Below are 16017 nucleotides of genomic sequence, written 5' to 3' on the forward strand. Positions count from 1 at the left end.
CGCACCCATGGGCTTCCGCGATCGCGGGATCGAGATCAAGACCCCTGAGCAGATCGACCTCATGCGGGTCGCCGGGCTGCTGGTGGGGGAGACGCTCGAGCTGCTGCGCTCGGCGGTCCGGCCCGGGGTGACGACGCTCGAGCTCGACACCCTCGCCGAGGCCCACATCCGCGACCACGGCGGCGTGCCGTCGTTCAAGGGCTACAGCCACCCGCCCTTCCCGGCGACGATCTGCGCGTCCGTCAACGACGAGGTCGTGCACGGCATCCCCGGGCAGCGCACGCTCGCCGACGGCGACGTGATCTCGATCGACTGCGGGGCGATCGTCGCCGGCTGGCACGGCGACGCCGCCGTCACGGTCCCCGTGGGCGAGGTGGCCGACGACGTGGCCGAGCTGCTGCGCGTGACCGAGGAGTCGCTCTGGCGCGGGATGGCCGCCGCACGGCTCGGCGGGCGGGTCTCCGACATCAGCCACGCCGTCGAGTCCTACGTGCGCGCCCAGGGCCGCTACGGCATCCTCGAGGACTACACCGGCCACGGCATCGGCACCGAGATGCACATGGCGCCCAACGTGCCCAACGTCGGGCGCCGCGGCCGCGGTCCGTCGATCGTGGAGGGCCTGGCGCTCGCGGTCGAGCCGATGGTGACCCTCGGCAGCAAGCACACCGACCTCCACGAGGACGAGTGGACCGTCTCGACGGTCGACGGCTCCTACGCCGCCCACTTCGAGCACACGTTCACCGTGACCCCCGAGGGGGCCTGGGTGCTCACCGCGGTCGACGGGGGCCGCGAGCGGCTCGCGGCGCTCGGCGTCCCATTCGGCGGACGCTGACCCCTGGGGTTCGTGCCCACCGTGACGGGCGTGACAGACTGACGCGGTTGGAGGGGAGTATTCCCTGGTAGTGGTGTCGTCAGTACGGCGTCCGCGCGAGCGGCGCCCGGTGCCACTGGTCCGCCCGGTCGGGCGGGCGGAAGAGACCTCTGGCGTCCGTGCCGTGCGCGGACCCCGATCTCGCCTCATCCCTAGGAGCAAGCAGCGTGGACGTACCCACCTGGGTCTGGATCGCCACTGGCGTGGTGACCCTCGCGATCTTCACCTTCGACCTCGCCGTGGTCGGCCGCCGGCCGCACGAGCCGAGCATGAAGGAGTGCGCGACCTACCTGTCGATCTACGTCGGCCTGGCCATCCTCTTCGGCCTCGGCGTCTGGTACACATCAGGCGGCACGCCGGCCCTCGAGTTCTACTCCGGCTGGCTGGTGGAGTACTCGCTCTCCATCGACAACCTCTTCATCTTCATCATCATCATGGCCAAGTTCGCGGTGCCGCGTGAGCTCCAGCAGTATGCCCTGATGATCGGCATCGTGATGGCCCTGGCCATGCGGGCGGTCTTCATCGCCGTCGGCGCCGCGGCCATCAACAACTTCAGCTGGGTCTTCTACCTCTTCGGCCTCTTCCTGGTCTACACGGCGGTCAAGCTGGCCAAGGAGGGCTCGGAGGACGAGGACGACGAGTTCGAGGAGAACAAGCTCGTCGCGTTCGTCGAGCGTCGCTTCCCCGCGACCTCGGAGTGGCACGGCCGGAAGCTGGTCGTGAGCGGGGAGGGCGCGAAGAAGATGATCACGCCGATGCTCATCGTGATCATCACCCTCGGCACGACCGACCTGCTGTTCGCGCTCGACTCGATCCCGGCCATCTTCGGCATCACCAAGGAGCCCTACCTGGTGCTCACGGCCAACATCTTCGCGCTGATGGGCCTGCGCCAGCTCTACTTCCTGATCGGCGGCCTGCTCCAGCGCCTGATCTACCTGTCCTACGGCCTGGCGTTCCTGCTGGCCTTCATCGGCGTGAAGCTGTTCTTCCACGCGCTCCACGAGAACGAGCTGCCGTTCATCAACGGTGGCGAGCACCTCGACTACGCCTGGCTGGAGATCCCGATCTGGCTCTCCCTGGTGGTCATCGTGGCCACGCTGGCGATCACCGCGGTCGTGTCGCTGTGGGCCTCGAGCCGGATGTCGGCCCAGGAGCAGGACGCGGCCACCGGCCCGCGCCGCGACTGGGAGGACGACTGACCGCGGCCTGACGGCGCGACCCGCGGGTCAGGACACGCAGGCGCTCGCACTGGGCGAGTTGTCCGACCCGCGGGTCATCCGCACGTCGAGGCACACCGGGTCGTCGGTGCGGACCAGCAGCCGCCTGCGGGTGGTGGTGCCGTACTCGTCGGTGTCGTCGCGGTGCCAGCCGAACGAGTCGCCCGGCTCCACCGGCACCGGCGGGCGCCACTCGAACAGCACGCCGCGAGGTGTGCGGGTGCCGTTGAGGGTGACGGCCTCTGTGATCACGTCGGGCACCACGTCGGCGGGCGTCTGTGACGCGGTCGGCACCACCACCCCGGGGTCCTCCCCACGGTCGTCGCCTCCGAACACGAGGAGGGCGAGCACCACCGCGAGGACCGCCGCTCCGGCGCCGGCCCACACCAGTGCGGGCACGCGGCCGCGCTGCTCGTCCTGGTCGTCGCTCACGGGCGCGGGGACCTGCGCGGCGATGCGCCGCGGGCCGCTCGCCGAGATCACGGTGACCGGCTTCATCGCCGTGGCGTCGTCGGTGTCCCCGGCGTAGCCCACTGCCCCGCCAGCGGCCCCGACGGCCGGTGCGGTGCTCACGGACGAGTCCGGGCGGTCGCCCTCGACGGCCACAGGCGTGCGGGGCCAGCCGGCGGCCGCCTCGATCCGCTGCAGGGCCCGGGCGAGCTCGAGCGCACTTGAGGGCCGGTGGTCGGGGCGCTTGGCCAGGCACTGCTGCAGGAGCCGGTCGAGCGCCGGCGGGACGTCGGGGCGCTGGGTGGCCGGCGCGGGGGCGTGCAGGATGCGGGCGCTGAGCGCCCGCGTGGAGTTGTCGCCCGACGGTATCGAGAACGGCGAGCGTCCCACCAGCAGGTGCCAGATGGTGGCGCCGAGCGAGTAGACGTCGGAGGCGACCGAGCCGTTGGAGCGCCCGTCGAGCAGCTCCGGCGGGGACCAGGGATAGGAGATGCGGACGTCGTTGTCGCCCTCGACGTCGGCGATGTGCCCGGCGATGCCGAAGTCGGTCAGGGCCGGCTCGTGATAGCTGGTGACCAGCACGTTGCTCGGCTTGATGTCGCGGTGCAGGATGCCCGAGCGGTGGGCGGTCTCGATGGCACTCGCCAGCTTGATCCCGGTGGAGACGGCGTCGACGGGCGCCATCGGGTTGGCGCGCACCCGCACGCCCAGGTCGGGCGGCGGGCAGTAGCGCATCACCAGGAACGGACGGCCGCCCTCGGCCGTCACCCCGGCGGTGATCACCGAGACGATGTAGGGGTGGTCGGCCAGGCGCGCCATCGCGTTGGCCTCGGCGGTGAAGAGGTACTTCTCCCGGTCGGTCAGCGGCACGTCGGGGCGCACCACCTTGACCGCGACCCGCTGCCGCGGCCACTGCTGCTCGTAGAGGAAGACGTCGGCGAATCCGCCGCTGCCCAGGTGCTCGACGAACGCGAACCCCGGGATGGTGGGGGCGCTCACCGGGCGACCGCCCCCGACTCGAAGCGCACGCTGTAGACGTGCGCCAGGTCGAGGACGCTGCCGGGCTCGAGGACGTAGGCGTCGCCGGGACGCATCCGCTCGGGGTCGCGGCCCGGCAGCGCGACGGTGGTGCCCCCGCGGCTCTCGAGGTCGCGGGCGACGACGTCCCAGCCGTCGAGCTCGATCTGCAGGTGGCGGCGCGAGACGAAGGAGTGGTCGGAGGGCAGGTGGACGAGGTGGGGCCAGTCGGTGCTGCCCTCGGGCGGCGCGGGCTTGCGGCCCAGGATCACGCCGCGGTCGAGCGGCACCACCTCGCCGGTCGGGAGCCGCAGCCCGCCCAGCGGCGGGCGGTCGACGCGACGGGGCTGCTGCGGGGCGACGCGCTGGTGGCAGACCCGGCACTGCGGCGCGGCCGGCGGAGTGAGGTGGCCCAGCGGGCAGCTCACCGCCAGCACGGTCGGGACCGTGCCGTGCGCCAGGTGCGAGGGGCGCAGCGTCGTCGACCCGTCGTGGTCGTCGGACGCCCCGGCGGGGCCGGGCGCGGGCCGGATCGTGGTGTGCGCGCCCTCCTCGATCCGCTGCATGACGAGGGGATCGGGCTCGGAGGTGTCGGCCAGGGAGCCGGTGTCCTCGACGGGGCGGCGTACGCGGGTGCGCGGCGGCGGTCCGTCGGGTCCCTTGGCGGCGAGGATGTCGGCGGGGATCCCGTCGATGAGGGCCTCGGCCGCGGCCGGCGGGTCGCCCACGTCGGCACGCGGCGCGGGAGCGGTGCGGGTCGAGACCGGCGTGAGCTCGACGCGGTCGGCGGCCACGACCCCGCCCACGAGGCGTCGGGTGGGCGCGAGGCCGTCGGGATCGGCGCCTCGGTCGATGCCCAGCACGCGGGAGGGGCCGGCGAGGCGTACGTGGCCGGAGCCGCGCGACAGGGTGCTCGAGGCACCCGAGGTGAAGTCGGCGAGGGCCAGGGCGGGCGGGTCGCCCGCGAAGGCCCTCTCCGCGATGGCCAGCACCCTCTCCGCGACGCTCGGGCCCGACGGTGCGGTCGGCGACAGCGCGTCCCAGATGTCCTGGAGCACCTGCTCGTCACCGGGGTCGGTGAGCAGCACCCAGTGCGCCCCCCGCCCGACGAGCACGCCGGTCCCTCTGGCGTACCGCGCTTCCACGATCAACCTCGGCTCCCCTCGCGCACCCCCACGGCGCCATCATCACCCATCACGCCAGTCCCGCGCACATGGTCTGGACTTCTCGTAAACTTGTCGAACCCCGAAGGCATACTTACCCTCCTCTGGGGGATCGCGGCGGGCGCACCTCCGATTCGTGGGGCCGAGGGGGGACCGACGTGGCACGTGGGGGCGCTCTGCGTCGACACCGGGCGGGCATCGCCTCAGGTGTCGCTCTGGCGATCACCGTCACCGCCGTCGTCGTCTACGCCGTGACCGCCGACGGCTACAAGGCGCACGAGGCCGAGCTCAACGACGGCGGCGTGTGGGTCGTCAACGGCAAGCTGGGCTGGTCGGGTCGGCTCAACAAGCCGATCAACCAGCTCGACGGCGTCGTGCCCGGCGACAACGGCAAGGCCCGCCTCGACGTGGTGCAGGACGGCGCCGCGGTCGTCACCCTGGATGCCGGCACCAGTCGCGGCCAGGCGATCGAGACCAGCAGGTTGGAGGCCCAGGACGGCGGCTCCGCCGCGGTTCCCGCGACGGGCGACGTCGCGATGGCGGGCGGCACCCTGGCCACCGTCGACGCCGAGACCGGCGAGGTGTGGGCCGTGCGCTACGACGACCACCTCGGCAAGCCGCTGGTGAGCGCCGTCGACCGGCAGGCCGAGCCGGTGGCCGAGACCGGGGAGGGCGCCGCCCTGGCCGTCAGCCAGGCCGGCACGGTGGTGGTGACCTCGACCGAGGAGGGCACCCTCACGGCCCTGTCGCCCACCGACGCGACCTTCCGCAAGCCCCGCACCACCGACCTCCCCGGCGATGCCGGCCAGGTGTCGGAGGTCACCACCGTGGGCGAGCGCGTCGTGACCCTCGACGCCGACGCCGGGGTCCTCAGCGTCGTCGGCGGCGCCACCGTGCCCGTCCCGCCGGGCAGCCGGCTGCAGCAGGCCGGTCCTGCCCACGGCACGGTGCTGGTGGGCGCGCCCGAGGGACTGCTGAGCGTCGACCTCGACTCCGGGGACGTCACCACGGTCTCGGGCAGGTCGGGAGCCCCCGCCGAGCCGGTCCGCCTCGGCGCGTGCGTCTACGGCGCCTGGTCCGGCGGCCTCGGCGCCGTCGCGGTCCAGTGCGGCTCCGCCGAGGTCAAGGAGGACGACCTCGGTGGCAACGCCACCAGCCTGGCGTTCCGGGTCAACCGGGGCGAGATCGTGCTCAACGATGCCAACAGCGGCACGGTGTGGGACGTCCAGCAGGACAAGCCGATCCGCATCGACAACTGGGAGGCGTTCACCTCCAAGAAGAAGAACAAGGACGACGACGAGGAGAACGAGAACCAGGCCGAGGCCGACCGGCGCCCCCCGCGCGCCAAGCCGGACTCCTACGGCGTGCGCGCCGGGCGCACCACCGTGCTGCACCCGCTCGACAACGACTCCGCGCCCGCCGGACGGCTGCTGAGCATCGTCGACGTCGACCAGCCCTCCGGCGGCGCTCGCGTCGAGATCAGCCCGGACGGCCAGACCCTCGTGCTGCAGATGCCCGAGGACGCCCGGCCGGCGCGGTTCGACTACTTCATCGACGACGGCCGCAACGGCCTGTCCGCACACGCCACCGTCGACATCGAGGTGCGCGGCGCCCAGCAGAACGAGCCGCCGGCCGTGCGCGCGGGGTGGACCAAGCCGACCTACAAGGTGCCGCACGGCGGCGAGCTCGCGGTCCCGGTCGTCGCCGACTGGCGTGACGACCGCGACGGCGACACGCTGCTCCTCGATTCGGCGCGGGCGGTCGGCGGGGACCAGTCCGGAGCGGCCGCGCGCACCACGGCCGACGGCCGGATCCGCTTCACGGCCCCGAGCGGCCCCGCGGATGGCCCACAGCTGGTGCGGGTGGAGTTCGCGGTCACCGACGGCCGCTCCGCCCCGGTCAGGAAGTCGATGAGCTTCCAGGTGCAGGCGCCGAAGGACCAGAAGTCCTATGCGCCGCAGGCCGAGCCCGACGTCGTACGCGGCGAGGTCGGCAAGCCGATCAAGATCAGGCCGCTGCTCAACGACCTGCCCGGATCCGACCCCAACGCCCCCGACGCCGAGCTCTCGCTCGGCGGCAAGGTGCCGCAGCAGCCCAACGCCAAGATCGTCTCCGACCTCGACGCCGGCCAGCTGACGTTCACCGGCGAGCGCGCCGGCACCTACTTCCTCAGCTATGACGCCGGCTTCGGCAACGCGCCGCTCGACCAGGGCATGATCCGCGTCGACGTCAAGGCGCGCCCCAAGCGCTCGGCCGACCCGGTGGCGATGCCGGACACCCTCACCGTCTACGGCCAGGCCCCCGGCATCGTCGACGTGCTGGCCAACGACCTCGACCCGGGCGGCGGCCTGCTCGTGGTGCAGCGCGCGACCGCCGACCTCGACGAACAGCTCGACGTGGCGATCATCGACGGACGCTGGCTGCGGATCTCCGCGGTGCAGCCGGTGCTCGCCCCGACCACCCAGACCGTCTCCTACACGATCAGCAACGGTGCCAGCTCGGGCGTGCGCGGCGAGGTGGTGCTCACCCAGCGTCCCGCCCCGGCGGACAACACGCCGATCACCGTCAGCGACAAGGTCGTGGTGCGTGCCGGTGCGGCCGTCGCGGTGCCCGTGCTCGACAACGACGTCTCGCCCGCCGGCGACCGGCTGACCCTGCTCAACGACCTCGCGAGCACCGGCACCCCCGGCGAGCTCGCCGTCGTCGCGCCCATCGACGTCACGGGCGACGTGGGGCGCGCGTTCGTGTCGGGCCGGGTCGTGCGCTACGTCGCGCCGGAGACGGTCGAGGAGCGCGACACCTACAGCGTCACCTACGTGGCACAGAACCTGGAGGGCAAGCGCGCCGACGGGGTGCTGAAGGTGACCGTCGTGCCTGCGGACGAGGCCAACGACGCGCCGGAGCCCCCGACCCTGGAGGGCCGCGTCGTCTCCGGCGACGTGGTCAAGGTCCGCGTGCCCGGCGTCGGGGTCGACCGCAACGGGGACCCCGTCACGGTCACCGGCATCACGTCGGCCCCGCGGCTGGGTCGGATCGAGGGCGTGGGCGGCAACTTCCTGGAGTATCAGGCCTACCCGCGCACGGTCGGCACCGACGAGTTCACCTACTCCGTCGTCGACTCCCAGGGCGCCTTCGCGACCGGGACGGTCCGGGTGGCCGTGGTCGAGCCCGGTCAGCCCCAGCCGCCGCTCGCCGTCGAGGACCGGCTCACCGTCGAGCCCGGCCGCACGGCGACGTTCGACCCGCTGGCCAACGACTTCATCGCCTCGGGCGACTCCGTGGAGATCGAGATCCTCGACGGTCCCCAGGGCGCACGCCTGGACCCGGACACCAACCTGGTGACGGTGCCCGCGCCCGGCTCGGCGACCGCGCCGCCGACGGTGCTCGTCTACCGGGTCACCAACGGCATCGACGAGTCGCGCTCGACGATGACCCTGAACACTGCCGACGACTACGACAACCCGCCGGTCGTCTACGACGCGTTCGGGCGCGCCGACGAGAGCGAGAGCGTCGTGGTCGACGTCCTCGAGGGCGCCTACGACCCCGACGGGTCGGTCGACGACCTCGAGCTCGTCGACGTCACCGGCGACCCCTCGGCGCGCGTGATCGACGGGGTGCAGGTGCGCGCCGACCGGGGCCCGGCGCCCAAGGTGCTGCCCTTCCAGGTGCGGGACGCCGACGGCGCGGTCGCGGCCGCGGCCGTCTACATCCCGCCCACCGGCGACCAACTTCCCTACGTCCTGCCCGACGCCCTCATCGAGCTCGATCCGGGTGAGAGCACGACGGGCCGGATCTCCGACTACATCGCGGCGCCCGACGGCAGGCAGGTGCGGCTCGCGTCCGGCCGGCGCTCCTACTCCGCCTCGCCCAGTGCCCTGAGTGTCGGACCCGACGGCGACAACCGCTTCACCCTGTCGGCGCCGGCCGGCTTCCGCGGGCCGGGCTCGGTCCTCGTGGAGGTCACCACGGCCACCGGCGCCGGCGGCAACGAGGACACGTCCACGACCCAGGACGGGGTCACGGCCGTGCTGTCCATCCCGGTGCTCGTCGGCGACGACACCCCCTCGCTCGAGTGCCCGACGAGCGCGATCCCGATGTCGGCCGGTCAGCGCTACGAGCTCGACATCGCGAGCTACTGCAAGGTCTTCACCGTCGATCCGCGAGACGCCGCCTCCCTCGAGTTCAGTGCGGAGTGGAGCCAGGGACTCGACGGGGTGGAGGTCGCCAGCCCCCAGGGGTCGATCGTCGCGGTCACCGCCTCCGATGCGGCCACCGAGGGTGGCGATGCCGTCCTGGCCGTGCGTGCCGGCGACAGCAACGTCCAGGAGGTGCGCTTCCGGCTGGCCCAGGCGCCGCCGCCGCGGCTGCTGCCCATCCGGGTCGAGACCATGGAGGCCGGCCAGACCCGCACCTACGACATCGGCTCCTACCTCGAGGCGGGGGTGGCCGACCCCCAGCCGCAGGTCGTGTCGGTGCGGAGCACGGGCAACTCCGCGGTGAAGGCCAGCGTCGACGGCAGTCGCCTGACGTTGCGCGCCGCGCAGGACGCCCGGGGCGCCGATGCGGCCTTCGACCTCGTGGTGAGCGACGTCGCCACGTCCGACCCGCCGGCGAACCGCCGGGCGCAGGGACGCATCCAGTTCAAGGTCGTCGGCGTGCCCGAGGCACCCGGGGAGCCGCGGCCCTACCCGCTGTCCGACGAGGTGGGCACCATCAAGATGGGATGGGCCCCTCCGGGCGACGACGGCGGGGCGCCGATCCTCCACTACTGGGTGCGCGAGGAGAAGACGGGCACCCGGCAGCGGTGCGACACCAACGAGTGCGTCTTCCGCAAGCTCAAGACCGGCGGCAACTACAGCTTCCGTGCCCAGGCGGTCAACCGGGTGGGGTCGAGCGAGTGGAGCGACGTGTCGCGCTCGGCGCGGGCCGACACCCAGCCGGGCCGGGTCCGGAACATCCGGATGGCGAGCCGTGGCGACGGCCAGATCACGGTGGCGTGGGACAAGCCGGCCACCGACACCTCCCGGATCCTCGACTACACCATCACCTGGCGCGGCGGACAGGACGTCGTACCGGGCAGCAGGACGTCCTACACCGCCGTCGGGCTCGACAACAACCAGCGCTACGACTTCACCATCAAGGCCCAGAACCAGGTGGGCTACTCCCTCCCGCGCACGTCGGGCGAGATGCAGTCCCTCGGCACGCCGGCCGCACCACCCGCTCCCTCGGTGGCCGACCTGGAGTCGGGCACCAACCAGACGTCCATCCGCATCTCCTGGCAGGCGGTGCTGCCGGAGGGGCCCGGGCCGACCGTCTACACCGTCAACTACACCGACGGGCAGAGCTCCGGCGCCGTCCCCGGCTGTCAGCGGACCGCGTCGCTCGTCTGCACGCACACCGGCGTGCCCTACGACGGCCTCACGTACACCTACACGGTGGTGGCGGCCAACCAGCCGGGCGACGAGCCGGGCAATCGCTCGCAGGCGAGCGCCGGCACGTCCATCCAGGCCGTCGGCCGCCCGGCGGCGTGGGGCTCCTTCCAGGCGGTGGCGACGGGGGCCAACCAGGAGGTCCAGCTGCAGTACACCGTGCCGGACTCACGCGGCAGCACCAGCAAGGTCGAGATCCTCGTCGCCGGTGGGGTCGCCCGGACGTTCAACCAGCAGACCGGCGCGGTCACCACCCGTGTCCAGCTGCCCGGCAACGAGCAGCCCTATCCGGTGCAGCTGCGCGTGTGCAACGAGGACGCTCCGGCCGGCTGCACGGTGAGCGGGCAGGTGAACGTGCAGAGCTTCGGACCGCTGCAGGCCGACAACATCGCCTCGATCCAGCCGGTGCCCGACGGCCAGCGGCTCTCCTGGGTGGTGACCGGGACGTCCAACGGTCGCCCGGCCACGTTGACGGTGTCCTCCGCCGACCGCAACCAGACCTTCCAGGTGCCTGCCGGGCAGTGGTCGGTCCAGACGCAGAACCTGGACGTGGGCTTCCGGCACGGCGAGAGGGTCACCGTCACGCTCGCCGACGGCGCCAACGGCCGCGGCCCGGTCTCCCGCAGCGCCGACGGTTCGACGGCCGCGCCCCCGGAGCCCGAGATCGTCATCTTCCGTGGAGACAAGTGCTCGACCCGCGCCGACCGACCCGCCGACGTCCCGGACTGCGGCTCGCGCGGCTGGACCGGGGACACCTGCGAGGACGACAACTGCGCCTTCATCAACTTCAGCGTCCGCGGGTTCCTCTCCCGCTACACCTGCACCATCCAGCGCCGGTTCCGCTCCGACATCTCGTTCGCCGTCGACCCCGCGGAGGCGCGCGGAGGCAACGCCTACCACTACGGCGCGCTCGTCGCCGGGCAGGTAGCCCTCAACTGCACGACGCCCGACTACCGCCCCGACCAGGGCAACTACCAAGCGGGTGGTTCGGGCTGGAAGGACTGGTGACCGCTCACCGGCACCGCCCCCGACCCCTGCACGCCTGACCCACCGCCCCGACACCCGCCGCTCCGACACCCGCCGCAAGGAACCCGCATGACGATCAGCCACGAACAGGCCGAGTGGTTCAAGTCGACCTTCGACCAGCTCACCGACAACATGGAGAAGGCAGTCCTCGGCAAGCGCCACGTCGTGCGACTGGCATTGACCTGCCTGCTCTCTGAGGGGCACATCCTGCTCGAGGACTTCCCCGGCACCGGCAAGACCATGCTGGCGCGCGCCCTGGCCAACACCGTGCAGGGCAGCCACGCCCGCATCCAGTTCACGCCCGACCTGCTGCCCTCCGACGTCATCGGCGTCACGGTCTACGACCAGCACAAGGGCACCTTCGAGTTCCACCCGGGGCCGATCTTCCACACGATCGTGCTGGCCGACGAGATCAACCGGGCCTCGCCCAAGACCCAGTCGGCGCTCCTCGAGGTGATGGAGGAGGGCCGCGTCACCGTCGACGGCGTCGCCCACCCGGTCGGCAGGCCGTTCCTGGTGATCGCCACCCAGAACCCGATCGAGCAGGCCGGCACCTACCGCCTGCCCGAGGCCCAGCTCGACCGCTTCCTGATGAAGACCTCGGTCGGCTACCCCGACCGCCAGGCGACCGTCGAGCTGCTCAACAACGCCGCCGTCCGCGACCGCGCCGCCCTCGTCACCCCGGTGATCACCGCCGCGACGATCGCGCAGATGAGCGGCCTGGCCGACGAGGTCTACGTCGACCCGGCCGTCGTGGGCTACGTGGCCGAGCTCGCGGAGGAGTCGCGCCGCCAGCCGCACGTCAAGCTCGGCCTGTCCCCGCGCGGGTGCCTGGCGTTCGTGCGGGTCGCCAAGACGTGGGCCGCCGCCGACGGTCGCGACCACGTGGTCCCCGACGACGTCAAGGACCTGGCCGAGCCGGTGCTCTCGCACCGCCTGCTCCTCGACGCGGAGGCGCAGTTCAGCGGCGTCGACGTGCAGACGGTCGTCTCGCGCCTGCTCGACGCCGTGGCCCCGCCGACCGACCGCGTGGGGGTCTGAGCCCTCGATGAGGCAACGGTTGAACGACGCGCTCGAGGTCCTCAAGCCGATCGGCTGGCTGGTCCTCGGCCTGGGCCTGGGCGCGCTCCTGGTCGCCGCGTTCACGCAGTGGCGTGAGCTGGCGGTCCTCGGCGTGGGCTGCCTGCTGCTCGTCGTCCTCGCGCTGCCGTTCCTGCTCGGTCGCACGTCGGTGTCGGTCGACCTCCGGCTCCAGCCCGAGCGCGTCGCCGCGGGGGAGTCGGTCGCGGCGGGTGTGCTGGTGGTCAACCGGGCGTCCTCGCGGCTGGTCCCGACCACCCTCGAGGTCCCGGTGGGGTCGGCGGTGCACCGCTACGGCATCCGCTCGCTGGCGCCGGGTGCCGCCCACGAGGAGTCGTTCACGATCCGCACCGAGCGCCGTGGGGTGATCGCGGTCGGTCCCGCGATGACCCGGCGCGGCGACCCGATCGGCATCTTCTCCCGCGACGTGGTCTGGACGCCGGTGCGCGAGGTGCTGGTCCGTCCGCCGCTCGTGCCGATGGAGTCGCTCGGCGCCGGCCTGCTGCGCGACCTCGAGGGCGTCTCCACCGACGCGGTCAGCCAGAGCGACCTCGCCTTCCACGCCCTGCGCGAGTACGTCCCCGGCGACGACCTGCGCCACATCCACTGGCGCTCCTCGGCCAAGGTGATGGCCTCGACCGGCGAGTCGGCCCTGCTGGTGCGCCAGTACCTCGACACCCGGCGCAGCCACGCCACGATCGTCGTCGACGACCGGCTCGACTCCTGGTCGGACCCGGACGACTTCGAGACCGCGATGAGCGTCGCGGCGTCGATCGCCGTGCGGGCCGTGCTCGACGAGTTCGACGTGTCGTTCGTGTGCGGCAGCCGCGCCTCGTCGGGGTCCGACGGCCACCTCGCGCTCGACGCCGTGTGCCGCGCCGACCTCGGCGAGCGCGGCATCGTCGAGTCGGGGCGGCAGGCCAGCATGCTGGCGCCCGACACCAGCCTCGCGTTCCTCGTCGGCGGCAGCGAGTCGCCGTTCACCGACCTGGTGCGCGCCTCCGCCGCCTTCCCGCCGGAGGTGCGCCGCTTCGGCATCGTGATCGACCCCCGGGGCAACAGCCGCGTGACCGAGACCCTCGGGCTGCCCGTGCTCCACCTCGCCGCCAAGGAGGACCTCGGCGGCCTGCTGAGGTGGAGCGTGCGATGAGCCCCGAGAGCACCACGACCGGCACCCGCACCCGCGTGCGGCCCCACGCGCTCGTGCCCGACCTCCACTCGTGGGTCGACATCGCCTTCACCCTCGCGCTCGCCGCGGTGGCGCTGCTCGCGTTCGGCACCTCCTTCACCGGCGCGACCTACCTGGTCGTCGGGATGCTGGGTGCCGTCATCGCGGTCGTCGTCACGCACCTGACCCGGGCGGCCGGCTGGCCGGTCGTCTCGGCCGTCGTCATCTGCCTCGTGCTGTTCCTCGTGCTGGGCGGGCCGCTCGGCCTGCGCTCCCTCGGCGACACCTACACGCTGCCGGGGCCCACGACGCTGGCCCGGGTCGTCGACCAGGCGGTCTTCGGGTGGAAGGACCTGCTGACCACGCTCCCGCCGGTCGACGGCGACGGCCCGCTGCTGGTGCTGCCCTGGCTGTCCGGGATGGTCGCAGGACTGGTCGGCCTCGCCCTCGCGCAGCGGCGGCCGCGGCGGCCCTGGCTGGCCGCGCTCCTGCCCGTCGCGGGGATGACGGTGGTGCTCGCCGCCGTGATCCTGCTCGGCGTGCGCCGTCCCCAGTCCCTCCTGCTGCAGGGCTGCGTCTTCACCGCCCTCGCCCTCGCCTGGCTCGCCCTGCGCGCCCGCCGGGCGAGCGCGACCGTCCACGGCGGCACCACGTCGTACGTCCGCGGCATGGGCGCGGTGGCGATGCTCGCGCTCGCGGCAGCGCTCGCCCAGCCCGTCAGCGCGATCGTCGTCGGCGACGACTCCCGGCGGGCGGTGGCCCGCAACTGGGTCGAGCCCCCCTTCGACATCGGCCGCTACCCCTCCCCGCTGGCCGGATTCCGCAAGTACGTCGACCTCAAGGGCCGCGCCGACCCCGCCAACGTCTACGACAAGACGCTGCTCGACATCGAGGGCGTCCCCGCCGGGACCCGGGTCAGGTTCGCCGCGATGGACCGCTACGACGGGATGGTGTGGGGCGCCACCGACGACGCGCTGCCCGGCCCGGCCGACGACTCCTTCCAGCGGGTCTCGTCCACCATCGACAACCCCGTCGAGGGCGAGCCGGTCGCCGCGACGGTGACGCTGGGGGAGGGGTGGACCGGCGTGTGGATGCCCACGGTCGGCGCGCTGCGGTCGGTGTCGTTCGAGACCGGCGACGCTCGCGCCACGGCCGAGGTGTTCCGCTACAACCTCGCCACCTCGACCGCGGTGGTCCCCACGGGCCTCCAGAGCGGTGACCGCTACTCCTTCACCGCGGTGAGCCCCGACGACGAGCTCACCGACCAGACCGTGGGCTCGGCCGAGGTCGCCCCGCTCCCGGCCGGCGCGGCGTTCATCCAGGGCCCGAGCGAGAAGTGGACCGAGGGTGCGGGCAACGACCCGATGGACCGGGTGCTCGCCGCGGCCGAGCACCTGCGCACGGACGGCAGGTACTCCGACGGCATCGGCCGCACCGAGCGCATCTACGTGGCCGGCCACAGCACCTGGCGGCTGTCCGACGAGTTCGTCAACGCCCCGCAGATCGTCGGCAACGACGAGCAGTACGCCGCCACGATGGCGCTGATCGCCAACCACATCGGCGTGCCGGCGCGGGTCGTGCTCGGCGCGGTCGTGCCCGCCGGCGGCCGGGTCACCGGCAAGGACGTCTCGGCCTGGGTCGAGCTGCGCGCCGCCGACGGGTCGTGGCGGACGCTGCCCACCGAGGCCTTCATGTCCACCACCCCGCCGGCCGACCAGGTGCCCGAGACCGACACGCCGATGTCCGGCACCGTCATCCCGCCGCCCAACCCGATCCCGCCGCCGTCCGACGCGGGCGAGCAGAGCGACGCCGACCTCAAGGAGCGCAAGGCCACGCGCAAGAAGAAGGCCGACGAGGAGGAGGACGCCCTCATCCCCGGCCTCCCGGCGTGGGTCGGGCGGGTCGTGACCTATGTCGGGCTGCCGCTGCTCGCGATCGCGCTGCTGCTGGGCGCCGTCGTCGGGGTGAAGGCGCTGCGCCGGCACCGCCGCCGTAGCGCGGCCTCCCCGTCGGCCCGGTTCGTGGGTGCCTGGCGCGAGCTCGTCGACCACGCCCGCGACCTCGGGCAGCCGGTCCCGCTGGGGCCGACGGTCACCCGTCGTGAGCAGTCGGCCGGCATCGTCTCCGCGCAGGCAGCGGTCCTCGCCCGCCGGGCCGATGGCTTCGTCTTCGGTCCGAGCGCGCCCGAGGTCGCGGCGGCGACGACCTACTGGGAGTCCGTCGACGCCGAGCGCCGCGCCATGTCGTACGAGGTGACCCGGTGGCAGCGGCTGCGCGCCGCGGTCAGCCTCCGCTCGCTGCGGCGTACGACGTCGTCGCGCGACGGCGACGACGGGGGTGCCGCACCGGGTCCGCCCCCCGCGCCCGGGCGTGTCACGGCGCTGGCCCGGCGGGTGCGCGGCCTCACTGATTGGCGTTCTCGCCGCGCGCCTGACTAAACTGGTGCGTCGGCCCAACGTGGGCTGTGTTCGTGGCGCCTCGCGGCTGCCCGGGACTTCGTGTGATCGTCGCTGACGCTCGCGCGTGCTCCGGGAAGAGGCACCCCCGGACCGCCTCACGAGGTCCACCGGCCACCTGCTCGCAGGTGCCGGGCGGT

Annotated in this window: 8 protein-coding genes; 6 read left to right on the forward strand and 2 right to left on the reverse strand. The window is 73.0% G+C overall.

What is annotated here, in order from left to right; translation table 11 throughout:
• The first annotated feature begins 7 nt into the window (after positions 1–7).
• On the forward strand, positions 8–832 hold the full coding sequence (gene map, locus AC54T2_RS08230; protein WP_496665929.1) for a type I methionyl aminopeptidase: 825 nt from the start codon (positions 8–10) through the stop codon (positions 830–832).
• 206 nt (positions 833–1038) lie between these two features.
• Positions 1039–2070, forward strand: a complete 1032-nt coding sequence (locus tag AC54T2_RS08235) for a TerC family protein (RefSeq protein WP_186342450.1) — start codon at positions 1039–1041, stop codon at positions 2068–2070.
• A gap of 27 nt (positions 2071–2097) precedes the next feature.
• Here AC54T2_RS08235 and AC54T2_RS08240 read toward each other — a convergent pair whose 3' ends face one another.
• Together AC54T2_RS08240 and AC54T2_RS08245 are read right to left on the reverse strand one after the other, a co-directional pair.
• Complete coding sequence (locus AC54T2_RS08240) at positions 2098–3537, reverse strand: serine/threonine-protein kinase (protein WP_186342449.1); 1440 nt, start codon at positions 3535–3537, stop codon at positions 2098–2100.
• Positions 3534–4670 carry an FHA domain-containing protein gene (locus AC54T2_RS08245; protein WP_496665930.1) on the reverse strand — a complete coding sequence of 379 codons (1137 nt, stop codon included), beginning with the start codon at positions 4668–4670 and terminating at the stop codon, positions 3534–3536. The genes AC54T2_RS08240 and AC54T2_RS08245 overlap by 4 nt, the downstream gene beginning before the upstream one ends.
• 206 nt (positions 4671–4876) lie before the next feature.
• Here AC54T2_RS08245 and AC54T2_RS08250 point away from each other — a divergent pair, with 206 nt between their 5' ends.
• The 4 genes from AC54T2_RS08250 (at position 4877) to AC54T2_RS08265 (ending at position 15859) form a co-directional block, all read left to right on the forward strand.
• The gene (locus tag AC54T2_RS08250) at positions 4877–11155 is read left to right on the forward strand and encodes an Ig-like domain-containing protein (protein WP_496665931.1); all 6279 of its coding nucleotides are present in this window, start codon (positions 4877–4879) and stop codon (positions 11153–11155) included.
• Positions 11156–11242: 87 nt separating this feature from the next.
• On the forward strand, positions 11243–12214 hold the full coding sequence (locus AC54T2_RS08255; protein WP_496665932.1) for an AAA family ATPase: 972 nt from the start codon (positions 11243–11245) through the stop codon (positions 12212–12214).
• Positions 12215–12233: 19 nt separating this feature from the next.
• Positions 12234–13403 carry a DUF58 domain-containing protein gene (locus AC54T2_RS08260; protein ID WP_186342445.1) on the forward strand — a complete coding sequence of 390 codons (1170 nt, stop codon included), beginning with the start codon at positions 12234–12236 and terminating at the stop codon, positions 13401–13403.
• Positions 13400–15859: a transglutaminase-like domain-containing protein gene (locus AC54T2_RS08265; RefSeq protein WP_496665933.1), complete on the forward strand. Its 2460-nt coding sequence runs from the start codon at positions 13400–13402 to the stop codon at positions 15857–15859. Before AC54T2_RS08260 ends, AC54T2_RS08265 begins: the two co-directional genes overlap by 4 nt.
• Positions 15860–16017: the final 158 nt, after the last annotated feature.

The sequence above is a fragment of the Nocardioides sp. Z35_8 genome, from assembly GCF_059621125.1.